Origin of the sequence: Mesorhizobium silamurunense (assembly GCF_014843825.1) — a bacterium.
GTDB lineage: Bacteria > Pseudomonadota > Alphaproteobacteria > Rhizobiales > Rhizobiaceae > Mesorhizobium > Mesorhizobium silamurunense.
Genome location: NZ_JHQR01000139.1, coordinates 15,186 through 26,892, shown reverse-complemented (window position 1 = coordinate 26,892; position 11,707 = coordinate 15,186). Strand labels below are relative to the sequence as shown.

Here is an 11,707-nt window from a genome sequence, read left to right as displayed (position 1 = left end):
GTGGCTTTCGGCCGCGGCCGCCGCCGTGCTGATGGTCGGCGGGTTCGGCGGCTATGTCGCCGGCATCGGCGGCATCGGCGGCATCGGCCGAAGCGGCGAGAGCGACGACCAACTCGCGGAGCAAGCGATCGCCGCCCATGTCATCTATGCCGCTGAGAAGCGTCATGCCGTCGAGGTGCCGGCAAGCGACAAGGACCATCTGCAGACCTGGCTGTCCAACCGGGTAGGGCTGAAGGTGGTCGCGCCCGATCTGGCGGCCGAAGGCTTCGAGCTCATCGGCGGCCGGCTGCTGCCTTCGGGCGAGCACGGCAAGGCCGCGATGCTGCTTTACGAGGACGCCAAGGGCGAGCGCATCTCGCTCTTCGTCACCGCCGAATCGTCCGAAACCGCCAAGGGCACCTATTCGGCAGAAGCGGACGGACCCGAGGCGGTCTACTGGCTCGACAAAGGCTATGGCTGCGCCGTCGTCGGCTCGCTGCCGCGCGAGCGGCTGTCGGACGTCGCCAAGAGCGCCTATGGCCAGCTTCTCGCCGGCATTTCGAGCTGATGCCGGCTGCGTTTTCCGCAACCGGCAGCCCATCCAAAACAGCGGTCTTGTTCAAACAGTTCGCGCTTCCTTGGCGCCGCTGAAAGTGTCACAATTCGGCCCTAATCAAGGAGCGATAGCGCTTGATGAATGCCGGCGCTTCGGCCGGGGTGTTGCTTTTTGACCGGGGCCGTTTCCTTAAATCCAATCGAGGTTCTCCCAAAGCCCGCATGCCTGCCGAAATCCGCAAGGCCCGCGCGTCAGACGTCGATGACCTCGCCGCCATCGAGAAGGCTGTCTTCTCAAGCGATCGCTTGTCGCGTCGCTCCTTTCGCCAGTTGATCGAGCGCGAGACCGCCGAGATGCTGGTGGCCGAGAATGACGGCCATGTCGCCGGCTACGCGGTGGTGCTGTTTCGCAAGGGCAGCGGCGTGGCCCGGCTCTATTCCATCGCAGTCGGTCCGTTCTTCGGCAGCCTCGGCATCGGCCGGCAACTGCTGGCCGCGGCCGAGGAGGCGGCGTATGAGCACGACCGCATGATGTTGCGGCTCGAAGTGCGCGAGGACAATCCGCGCGCCATCAACATTTACGAGCAGGCAGGCTACCGCAAGATCGGCCGCGAGCCGGACTATTACGAGGACGGCGCCACGGCGCTGCGCTACGAGAAGACGCTGCGCGGCGATGTCCCGACCAACACCAAGGTGCCGTTCTACCAGCAGACCTGCGAGTTCACGTGCGGCCCCTGCTGCCTGATGATGGCGATGGCCAATTTCGACCGCGGCTTCGTGCCCGACCCGGTCATGGAGATTCGCCTGTGGCGCGAGGCGACCACGGTGTTCATGATGTCCGGGCCGGGCGGCTGCGAGCCTTTCGGCCTGGCGGTTGCCGGCTATGAAAGCGGGCTTGCCGCCGAGATCTTCGTGTCCTTCCACGGCGCGCTCTTCCTGCAGTCGGTGCGCAGCGAGGACAAGCGCCGGGTGATGGAGCTCGCCCAGGTCGACTTCCGTCGCCGCGCGGAACTTTACGGCATCCCGGTCAATTACCGTCCGTTCGGCATTGACGACATCCGCTCGGCCCTTGCCGGCGGCAAGCTGGTGCTGGTGCTGATCAGCGGCTTCCTGATGTTCGGCAAGAAGGTGCCGCATTGGGTGCTCGCCATCGGCGACGACGGCGACCATATCCTCATCCACGATCCCTGGGTCGAGGACGAAAGGCAGGAAACGATCCTCGACGCCGCCAACATCCCGGTGCCCTATGGCATCTTCATGAACATGGCTCAGTTCGGCCGCGATGGGTTGCGCGCCGCCATCACTCTGGGAAAACGCTGAAACAATGACCTGGGTCATCCTTACAGGCAGGCAGAACGACCTCGACCAGGTGGCGACGCCGCACAAGATCATCACCAACCGCGACTATCTCGCGCATCCGGCGCTGTTTCGCGGCCAGCGGCCGAAGGTGATCAACCTGTCGAACAATTACGGCTACCAGAGCCGCGGTTACTATGCCTCGCTGCTCGCCGGCTCGCGCGGCCACAAGGTGATCCCGACGGTCGAGACGATGATCGATCTTTCGGAGCGCAAGCTCTACGAGCACGCGCTGCCCGAACTCGAGCTTGCGCTCAACAAATGCCGCAAGGATCTCGGCGGCACCTTCCCATCCAAGGTCGCCGTCTTCTTCGGTATCGGCCCGTCGAAAGTGTGGGATCGCTTCACCAAGCTCCTGTTCGACTGGTTCCGCGCGCCGGCGCTGGAGGTCCACATCAAGGACAGCGCCGAATGGGCCTCGATCCGCAAGATCGGCTTCCTGCCGCTCGCCCGCATGACCGACGAGGAGGAAGCCTCCTTCCTGCAGTGCCTGGAGACCTACACCAACCGCGAGTGGCGTGACACCAAGGGCCGGACGCCGTCGCGCTATACTTTCGCGACGCTGGTCGATCCGCATGAGGAGCTGCCGCCGTCGGAGATTTCCTCGCTGCGCTACTGGGCGCGGATCGCCGAGAAGATGGGCGTCGAGATCGAGCCGATCACCAGGAAGGACCTCGCCAAGCTCGCCAACTACGACGCGCTGTTCATCCGCGAGACGACGTCCATCTCCAACCACACCTACCGCTTCGCGCGCCGCGCCCAGCAGGAAGGCATGCCGGTGATCGACGACCCGCTGTCGATGATCCGCTGCACCAACAAGGTCTATCTCAACGAACTGATGACCTACAACAAGGTGCCGGTGCCGCCGACCGTGATGATTGCCGGCACCTCCGATCTGGAACTCGCGGCCCAGACCTTGGGCTTCCCGCTGGTGCTGAAGATCCCGGACTCATCCTTCTCGCGCGGCGTCAAGAAATGCGAGAACCTTGCCGAGCTGACCAAGCTAGCGACCGAATGGCTGGAGGATTCCGATCTCCTCATCGCGCAGAAATTCATCCCGACCGAATATGACTGGCGCGTCGGCGTGCTCGGCGGGCAGCCGCTGTTTGCCGTGCATTATCTGATGGCGAAGAAGCACTGGCAGATCGTCAACCACAAGGCCAACGGCAAGCCGGACCAGGGCGGCATCAAGACCTTCACGCTCAAGCAGACGCCGCCGCATGTCGTCGAGACGGCGGTGAAGGCGGCGCGCTGCATCGGCGACGGGCTCTACGGCGTCGATCTCAAGGAGACCAGGGACGGCGTCTTCGTCATCGAGGTCAACGACAACCCCAATCTCGACCATGGCTGGGAGGATTCCGGCGAGAAGGACGAGCTGTGGGTGAGGCTGACGCAGTGGTTCCTGGAACGCCTGGAGCGGCCGGGCAGATAATCACCGATGGGGGCAAGATGCTGTTTTTCGTGATCGAGGATTTTAGCGGCTGCGACCGCAAGGAGATCTACCGCCGCTTCCGCGACCGTGGCCGGCTGAAGCCCGACGAGCTTGTCGTGCATCACAGCTGGATCGCAGGCGACATGAGCCGCTGCTTCCTGCTGGTCGAGGCCGATGACGTCACGCTGCTGCAGCGCTGGGTCATCGAATGGGCGGACCTGGTGGAGTTCGAGATCGTTCCCGTTGCCACCAGCAAGGACATGGTGGCGGCATTGGCCGGACACCTTTGAGCAAGCACTTACACGCGGTCGTCAGATGGATGCGGCGATTAGCGCCGGAGATCTGACCGCACGGACGCATTCCTCGATCAGCCATCGGCGGAATGCCGCTACGACATCGCGCCTCGCGCTGCGCTCGGGGATCGTCAGGCAATAGGGCTGGCGCAGTTCCAGCCGGTCAGTTGCAGGCCGCACCAGCTTGCCGTCTTCCAGCGCCCCAGCACAGTAAATCCCTTGCGCCAGCGCCACGCCCAGCCCCGAAATGGCGAGGTCGAGTGCTGCCCGCGACGAGTTGGCGGAAAGGCCGCGCTGCGCCGCCCGCCCTGGCTCGATGCCCACCGCTTCGAACCAGTTGCGCCAGGACGGAAAGGAGGCGCCGGACGGTCCCCAGTCGGTGTGGATCAGTGGCAGGCCGGCGAGGTTTTCGGACCTGATTGCGCCGGCAAGGCCCGGCGCGCAGACGGGATAGACGGCATCGCGGACGATCTCCTCGGTCGGGTGCTCGCGATAGTGCGGGCCATAGGAAAGCCGGATGTCGATTAGCTCATGGTCAAGCGGCACCGGGTCGTCCTCGCCTCTGAGCGAGATGTCCGCGGCGCCGTGGCTGGCGACAAAGCCGGCAAGGCGCTCGGAGAGCCAGCCCATCGCCATCGAAGGCGGCACCGAGATGACGAGCCTTGGCCGGAACGCATCGCCGCCGACATCGCGCGCGACGCTGCCGATCTCCCGGAAGGCCATGGTGAGCCTGGGCAGCATCTCGACGCCGGCCTCGGTCAGCACGACGCGGCGGTTGACGCGGTGGAACAGCTTGCGGCCCATCTGCTCCTCGACGGTACGGATGAGCTGGCTGACGGCGGCCGCCGAGACCGACAGCTCTTCCGCCGCCGCGGCGAAGCTGCCCGTGCGCGCTGCGGCTTCGAAGGCTTGAAGTCCGCGCAGGGAGGGAAGTGCGACCATTGTGATCCGAAAGATAAGCTGGGCTTATCTATTTTGCAGAATTCCTCGTTTTTCTAAAGGTTTCTTTCTGCAGTATGGTGGCGTTAATGAGCGCCATCGACCACACCATCGACCATCGCGATGTCATCGCCTCGCTGAGCAATGAGGAGCGCGGCCGGCTGACCGGCAAGTCGGATGTGCCAGGCCTCGTCCAGTTCGCCGTCCATATCGGCGCCATCGTCGCCCTCGGCACGCTGATCGCGGCCAAGGTGCCGTTCTGGCCGCTCCTGATGCTGCTCCAGGGCATCGTGATCGTGTTCCTGTTCACGCTGCTGCACGAGACCGTGCACAGGACGGCGTTTGAGACGCAGTGGCTGAATGACGCCGTCGCGCGGCTCTGCAGCCTGGCGATCGCGCTGCCCGCCGATTGGTTCCGCTATTTTCATTTCGCGCATCACCGCTTCACCCAGGATCCGGAGAACGATCCGGAATTGGCCTTCCCGAAGCCCGAGACCTTGCGGCAATACATTGTCCACGTCTCGGGCCTGCCGATGTGGTGGGGCCATTTCAAGACGCTCTACATCAATGCGACTGGCGACTGCCGGGACAGCTATGTGCCGGCGAAGGGCCTGCCGAAAGTGCAGGCCGAGGCGCGGGCCATGATCGCTTTCTACGTCGTCGTGCTGGCGCTTGCCGTCTGGTTCAAGGCAAGCGTGCTGCTTTATGTCTGGATCGTGCCGGCGCTGCTCGGACAGCCCTTCCTCAGGCTTTATCTGCTGGCCGAGCATGGCCGCTGCCCCCTCGTCGCCAACATGCTGGAAAACACCAGGACGACGCTCACCAACTGGGTCGTGCGCAAGCTCGCTTGGAACATGCCCTATCATGCCGAGCACCACGCCTATCCCGGCGTGCCGTTCCACCAGCTGCCGGCGTTCCATCGGCTGATCGCGCGGCATCTGAAAGCGGTCGAGCCCGGCTATGTAAGCTTCCACGAGAAATACATCGAGACGCTGCGCTGAGGGGCCGAAACGTCTGGCGTCAGCCGGATCGGCGCATCGACGCTTGCGAGCGCAGCAGCCGGCTCATTTCGGTTGCCTTGGCCGGCACGCCGATCAGAAAACCTTGCGCCTCGCCGCAGCCGGCCTTGCGCAGCATGTCGAGCTGCGCTTCGGTCTCGACGCCTTCGGCGGTGACGGTGACGCCAAGCTCGGCGCCGAGCCCGATCACGGTGCGCACGATCGCCGCCGTATCGCGCTTGTCGAGGTCGCGGATAAACGAGCGGTCGATCTTGATCTTGTCGACGGGGAAGCGCCGCAGGTAACCGAGCGAGGAATAGCCGGTGCCGAAATCGTCGAGCGCGATGCGAACGCCGAGCCCGCGCAACTGGCCGAGCGTCCTCAGCACTGTTTCGCTCTCGTCCATCATCACCGTCTCGGTGATTTCGAGTTCCAACCGGCTGGCCGGCAGACCGGAAAAGGCGAGCGCCGAGATCACGCCGCGGGCGAAGCTGCCGCTCTTGATCTGGGCCGCCGAGACGTTGACCGCCATGCGCATGTCCCGCGGCCAGCCCGCTGCCACGCCGCAGGCCTTGCGCAGCGCCCAGTCGCCGAGCTGCACGATCAGCCCGGTCTCCTCTGCCGCCGCGATAAAGTCGTCCGGCGGCACCAGCCCGCGCGACGGCGAGCGCCAGCGCATCAGCGCCTCGGCGCCGACGATGTCGCCGGACGTGATGTCGAGGATCGGCTGGTAGTCCAGCTCGAATTCGCGCCTCGGGAGTGCGGCTTCGAGATCGGATTCGAGCGCCCGGCGCTCCCGCACCATGGCGTCCATGCCCGGCTCGAAGAAGCGGTAGATGTTGCGGCCCTCGCTCTTGCCCCGGTAGAGCGCCATGTCGGCATTGGTGAGCAGCGTGTCGGCATCCTGCCCGTCGGCGGGATAGAGTGCGATGCCGAGGCTGACGCCGACATGCATCTCGCGGCCCTTGTCGCGATAAGGCTTGCCGATCACCTCGATAATGCGCTTGGCAAGCTTTTCGGCATCGGCCGCGCCCTTGATATTGGACTGGATGATGGCGAATTCGTCGCCGCCGAAACGGGCCACCACGTCCTTCTCGCTGCGCAGGCGGCGCTGCAGGCGCTCGGCCACGCATTTCAGCAGCCAGTCGCCGGCCGGGTGCCCGAAGGTATCGTTGACCGCCTTGAAGCGGTCGAGGTCGAGCGAGAAGATCGCCAGCGGCGCGGCCTTGGCCTCGCTCAGCGCCTGGTCCAGCCGCTCGCGGAACATCGAACGGTTGGGCAGGTTGGTCAGCGTGTCGTGATGCGCAAGATGCGTCATGCGTTCTTCGGTGCGGCGTCGTTCGGTGACATCGTCGAAAGTCACCACCCAGCCACCGCCGCCCATCGGCTGACGCACGACGAGAAACGTCCTGCCGTCGGCAAGATAGCGGTAAGTCGACTGCATCTTGCCCGCCCGAAGGGCGGCTTCGGTCTTGGCGACTTCGCTGTCGACGTCGATCTTGGTGTAGATGCCGAGTTCCAGCAGCCGTTCGAGCGCGTCGCGATGCGTCGTTCCAAACGGGAAATCGGCCTCGGCGACCTTGTAGAGCTCCAGAAAACGTTGATTGCGCACGATCATCTTGCCGTCGGCGTCGTACATCAGCAGGCCTTGCGACATGTTGGCTAAAGCGGCGTTGAAGCGGCGGTGCTGCTCCTTCAGCTCCTCCTCGGCGCGCCGCTGCACGGTCACGTCCTCGTAGATCGACACCCAGCCGCCGGAGGCGAGCGGCCGGTGCGAGATGACGATGATGCGCCCGTCCGCCAGCGTCTCCTCATAGATCGAGGGCTTCGCGCCGTCGATATAGGGCTTTCGGACGGCATAGAGCTGCTCGGCGCTTTGCGAGGCGATGCCGATATCGACGCTGTGCTGCAGGATGTCGAAGAAGCGGATGCCGGGCTTCATGACCTTGGCGTCGAGGCGGAAGAGGTCGACGTAGTTGCGGTTGCAGATGATCATGCGCTCGTCGGCATCGAACATGCACAGGCCATGCGACATGTTTTCGACGGCAGCCGAAAAGCGCTCGTTTTGCGCGCGCAGTTCCTCGGCTATTCGCCGCGCCGGGCCAATACCGGTTGCTTTCCGCTTGCCCGCGGCCGAACCAGCCTTGACATGAGCGACGGGCATGAGCGCGCCTGCTGACCGTGACTGAACATGGTACTGTCGCGGTTGCCGGTTAATTTAGCGTTCTTTTACACTGTTGAATTGGCGGCAAGAAAAGCTTGCCGCTTGGCCTCAAGCATTGTGAAACGCTTCAGAAATGCCGCTTGCGCCCACGTCACCGAGCGCGGCGTGAAGTCGAAGCGGTCGGCGGAAAAGCCGCGCGGCCGGCCGAAATATTCGGTCGCCTCCGCCGTCGAGAAGCCGGCGAGCAGCGTCGCCTCGTAATAGGCGGCGATCTGGTCGGCGCGCTTGATGTCCTTGCGCAAGGCGGCGCCGAGCTCGGCCGGCAGCGAGAAGCGCAGATGGATGGCGCGCTGCAGCCTGAGCTCGCAGTCCTTGTAGGAGCCGCCCATCACCGACTTGAAGGGCGAGATCATGTCGCCAATGACATATTCGGGCGCGTCATGCAGCAGCGCGGCAAGCCGCGCCTCGGCCGAAGCGGCCGGCACCAGCTCGCCATACAGCGCCTCGACCAGCAGCGAATGCTGCGCCACCGAAAAGGCGTGCTCGCCGCTGGTCTGGCCGTTCCAGCGCGCGACGCGGGCGAGACCATGCGCGATGTCGGCAATCTCGATGTCGAGAGGCGAGGGGTCGAGAAGGTCGAGCCGCCGGCCGGACAGCATGCGTTGCCAGGCGCGCGGCGGCGCTCCCGCCCTGTCGGCCGCCATCAGGCCTCCTCCGCGCCGACGGCATCCTGCGGGAAGGTAAATTTTGCCCAAGCCGGGATGGCGAGGATGATTGGCGTCTCACCGGCCATGATCGCATCGCAGGCATCAAGCGCTGCCTTGACGCGGTCGATGCGGGCGATGGCGAGGCCGCGTCCGCCGCTTACCGAACCCAGAGTGCCGACGGGCCGGCCATTGACAGTCACCTCCGTGCCGCTCGGGGGCAGCGAGCCAGCGGCAGCGGCAATCAGCACACGGCGTCGCGCGGTGCCGCGATGCTGCATGCGCGAGACCACTTCCTGGCCGACATAACAGCCTTTCTTGAAGCCGACGCCGCCGGTCTCGTCGAGCAGGACGTCATGCGGAAAGGCGTCGCCGAGCTGGTAGTCGGAGCCGCTTTCCGCGATGCCATTGGCGATGCGCAGGGCCTGCCAGGCGCCGGCGTCGCCATCACCCGCTGCGTCGCCATAGACCCGCCTGACCGCTACGTCGCGGAAGCGGGCGTCGGTAAGCGCCGTTGATTGAGCCCCGATTGAATCAAAATGTGAGGCGGTTGAATCATTACCCCACGAGACCGTGACAAATACCTGATCCTGCTTGGCAATCTCGGCCTTTGCCCTTAGCCGGTAAAGCATCAGCCGGCGCACGAAATCGTCGGCGATGTCGGCCCGGCATTCCAGGCGCAAGCCGTTGTCTCCGGCCCTTGAGATCAGGAAGTCGAACAGGATTTTGCCCTGCGGCGCAAGCAGCGCGCCAGGCTTTGCTTCGCCCGGGCCGAGCGCATCCAGATCGGTGGTGAGGATGTTCTGCAAGAAATGCTCGGCATCCGGGCCTGACACGGAAATGAGCGCGCGGTCTTTCAGCAGGGCAAAGGGCATGAGCGGCCTGATCTTGCAAAAATGATGGTCATTACGTAAGCCGGCCTCACTCCCCCCGCAAGAGATTGGACCTGTCCATGGCAACCACTTTCGACCTCATCCTGACAGGCGGCACTGTGGTCAACCATGACGGCGAAGGCCGGCGCGACGTCGGCGTGAAGGCCGGGCGCGTTGCCGCAATCGGCGATCTCGGCCAGGCATCGGCCGGCGAGACGATCGACTGCAATGGCCTGCACGTCCTGCCCGGCGTCGTCGATAGCCAGGTGCATTTCCGCGAGCCGGGCCTGGAGCACAAGGAAGATCTGGAGACAGGCTCTCGCGCCGCTGTGCTGGGCGGCGTTACCGCCGTCTTCGAGATGCCCAACACCAATCCGCTGACCACCAGCGAGGCCGCCCTTGCCGACAAGGTGCGGCGCGCCACGAACCGCATGCATTGCGACTTCGCCTTTTGGGTCGGCGGCACGCGCGACAATGCCGGCTATGTCGGCGAGTTGGAGCGGCTGCCGGGCGCGGCCGGCATCAAAGTGTTCATGGGCTCGTCCACCGGCGACCTGCTGGTCGAGGACGACGAAGGGGTGGCTTCCATCCTGAAGAACACGCGCCGCCGCGCCGCCTTTCACTCGGAGGACGAGTTCCGCCTGCGCGAGCGGCTTGGGTTTCGCGTCGAGGGCGATCCCTCGTCTCATCCGGTCTGGCGCGACGAGATAGCGGCGCAGCGCTGCACCGAGCGCCTGGTGCGCATCGCGAGACAGACACGCGCGCGCATCCACGTGCTCCACATCTCGACGGCCGAGGAGATACCCTTCCTCGAACAGCATAAGGATGTCGCCACCTGCGAGGCGACGCCGCATCACCTGACGCTGACGGCGGACGACTATGCGCGGCTCGGCACGCTGATCCAGATGAACCCGCCGGTGCGGGCGGCGCGCCATCGCGACGGCGTCTGGCGCGGCATTCATGAAGGCATCGTCGATGTGCTGGGCTCCGACCATGCGCCGCACACGCTCTCCGAGAAGGCAAAGCCTTATCCGGCCTCGCCCTCCGGCATGACCGGCGTCCAGACGCTGGTGCCGATCATGCTCGACCATGTGAACGCCGGCCGGCTCACCCTGCAGCGTTTCGTCGACCTCTCCAGCCACGGCCCGCAGCGCATCTTCGGCATGGCGAGAAAGGGCCGCATCGCCGCCGGCTACGACGCCGACTTCACCGTCGTGGACCTCAAGCGTCGCGAGACCATCACCAACGCGCAGGCCGGCTCCAGGGCCGGCTGGACGCCCTATGACGGCAGGCAAGTCACCGGCTGGCCGGTCGGCACGATCGTGCGCGGCAACCGGGTGATGTGGGAGGGCGAGCTCGTTACGCCCGGCCAAGGCATGGCGGTGGAGTTTTCCGAGGCGCTGCCGGCCTAGGCTTCGTCGGCGTGGATTTCTTAAGCGCTCTGCACTATTTTTAGGGGCGCCATGACCGCAAACATCGCGCCCATTGTTCCCGCAAGGTTTCCGCAACTCCAGGCGCTCGCCTGGAATCGCGATACGGCGCGCCCGATCCCTGCGGAAGAGGCATTTGCGCTATACGAGCGCAACTGGCGGTTCGTTGATCAAGAGCGTCTTACGGTGCGTGAAAAGCTGCTTATAAGGAAGTTGGCTGACAAGTTCGGTCATGGCATCCTTTTGACCACCTCGTAAGGTTTCGCTTTCCTCTCTTCTTGAACGTCTTCTCGCAGCAATCAATCAAAGCAGGAAACACCGCGAGCTGAGGTCATGAAGGAGTTCAGAAAGCCCGAACACAGGATCATGGCCGAAGCCCTCGGACTGATGGACCGCGACTTCCTGACTGCCATTGTTATGAAACTCGGCGAATATCGGCGGTCGCTGGATCTGGATTTCCTCTGCGCCGACGCCGACGGCTATCGCGAACTGCGGACGCGAGCGTCAGAGCTTGGTGTCGGAGGCTTTTTCCCTGAACCCGTCGAAGGGGCAGTCGATCAGATTCGAAGTCGTTCGTGAGGGCCGCATCCAGTTGCAAGGTCAGTTCGACGACGATTTGGACATCCCAGCCCTCATTCCCGCGGACATGTTCGCCGAGAAGCTTTTGGCGAATGCCGATCGGTGCCAGGATCGCGCAACCGCATATCGTGATGCCTTCGATCTCGGAATGTTGGTCAAGGCTTATGGGAAAATCCCAGCCGACGCCCTCGGCAAGGCCCAGGCCGCGTATGGGGCTGATATCCAGCGCAAGGTCGCATGGGTAGTGAACCGGCTTCAAGATAAGGGCGAGTTGCGCGATGCGGCCCAGGCTTTGCAGATGGATGCCGAGGCGGCAACCGATGCGATTTCGGTTCTGCGGCGGGAAGTTGCCCGGATATGGCCGGAGGCCCAGATCGAAAAAGGATGAGGCGTCGTTGGCGAAAAC

Annotated in this window: 13 protein-coding genes; 9 read left to right on the top strand and 4 right to left on the bottom strand. The window is 64.4% G+C overall.

Annotation, left to right across the window (positions count from 1 at the left end):
- The 4 genes from DH10_RS16225 to DH10_RS16210 all read left to right on the top strand — a co-directional run.
- Positions 1–547 (top strand): anti-sigma factor family protein (locus DH10_RS16225; RefSeq protein ID WP_192384988.1); only part of this gene is annotated, 547 nt, incomplete at its 5' end.
- Between the two features lie 209 nt (positions 548–756).
- Positions 757–1,854, top strand: coding sequence for a GNAT family N-acetyltransferase/peptidase C39 family protein (locus DH10_RS16220; protein ID WP_192244465.1), 1,098 nt, complete (start codon positions 757–759; stop codon positions 1,852–1,854).
- A gap of 4 nt (positions 1,855–1,858) precedes the next feature.
- Positions 1,859–3,322: a RimK family protein gene (locus DH10_RS16215; protein WP_192244463.1), complete on the top strand. Its 1,464-nt coding sequence runs from the start codon at positions 1,859–1,861 to the stop codon at positions 3,320–3,322.
- A gap of 17 nt (positions 3,323–3,339) precedes the next feature.
- A complete protein-coding gene (locus DH10_RS16210; RefSeq protein ID WP_192244461.1) occupies positions 3,340–3,612 on the top strand; it encodes a DUF3303 domain-containing protein in 273 nt (90 codons plus the stop codon).
- A gap of 21 nt (positions 3,613–3,633) precedes the next feature.
- Here the strand turns inward: DH10_RS16210 and DH10_RS16205 are convergent, their stop codons facing one another.
- Positions 3,634–4,557, bottom strand: a complete 924-nt coding sequence (locus tag DH10_RS16205; protein ID WP_192244459.1) for a LysR substrate-binding domain-containing protein — start codon at positions 4,555–4,557, stop codon at positions 3,634–3,636.
- A 107-nt stretch (positions 4,558–4,664) separates the two neighbouring features.
- Between DH10_RS16205 and DH10_RS16200 the strand changes: the two genes are divergently transcribed.
- Positions 4,665–5,555, top strand: coding sequence for a fatty acid desaturase family protein (locus DH10_RS16200; protein ID WP_192244529.1), 891 nt, complete (start codon positions 4,665–4,667; stop codon positions 5,553–5,555).
- Positions 5,556–5,574: 19 nt separating this feature from the next.
- Here the strand turns inward: DH10_RS16200 and DH10_RS16195 are convergent, their stop codons facing one another.
- From DH10_RS16195 to ygfZ, 3 genes are all read right to left on the bottom strand, one after another.
- Positions 5,575–7,716 (bottom strand): putative bifunctional diguanylate cyclase/phosphodiesterase, encoded by a 2,142-nt coding sequence (locus DH10_RS16195; RefSeq protein WP_192244457.1) that lies wholly within the window; start codon positions 7,714–7,716, stop codon positions 5,575–5,577.
- A 65-nt stretch (positions 7,717–7,781) separates the two neighbouring features.
- On the bottom strand, positions 7,782–8,420 hold the full coding sequence (locus tag DH10_RS16190) for a YfbR-like 5'-deoxynucleotidase (RefSeq protein WP_192244455.1): 639 nt from the start codon (positions 8,418–8,420) through the stop codon (positions 7,782–7,784).
- Complete coding sequence (gene ygfZ, locus DH10_RS16185; protein WP_192244453.1) at positions 8,420–9,295, bottom strand: CAF17-like 4Fe-4S cluster assembly/insertion protein YgfZ; 876 nt, start codon at positions 9,293–9,295, stop codon at positions 8,420–8,422. The genes DH10_RS16190 and ygfZ overlap by 1 nt, the downstream gene beginning before the upstream one ends.
- 77 nt (positions 9,296–9,372) lie before the next feature.
- Between ygfZ and DH10_RS16180 the strand changes: the two genes are divergently transcribed.
- The 4 genes from DH10_RS16180 to DH10_RS36985 all read left to right on the top strand — a co-directional run bounded on the left by DH10_RS16180 (position 9,373) and on the right by DH10_RS36985 (position 11,689).
- Positions 9,373–10,704, top strand: a complete 1,332-nt coding sequence (locus tag DH10_RS16180) for a dihydroorotase (RefSeq protein WP_192244451.1) — start codon at positions 9,373–9,375, stop codon at positions 10,702–10,704.
- 51 nt (positions 10,705–10,755) lie between these two features.
- Positions 10,756–10,980, top strand: a complete 225-nt coding sequence (locus DH10_RS16175) for a hypothetical protein (RefSeq protein WP_192244449.1) — start codon at positions 10,756–10,758, stop codon at positions 10,978–10,980.
- 75 nt (positions 10,981–11,055) lie between these two features.
- Positions 11,056–11,301, top strand: a complete 246-nt coding sequence (locus tag DH10_RS36990) for a hypothetical protein (RefSeq protein ID WP_246505868.1) — start codon at positions 11,056–11,058, stop codon at positions 11,299–11,301.
- Positions 11,237–11,689 (top strand): nucleotidyl transferase AbiEii/AbiGii toxin family protein, encoded by a 453-nt coding sequence (locus DH10_RS36985; RefSeq protein ID WP_343221556.1) that lies wholly within the window; start codon positions 11,237–11,239, stop codon positions 11,687–11,689. The genes DH10_RS36990 and DH10_RS36985 overlap by 65 nt, the downstream gene beginning before the upstream one ends.
- Positions 11,690–11,707 lie beyond the last annotated feature (18 nt).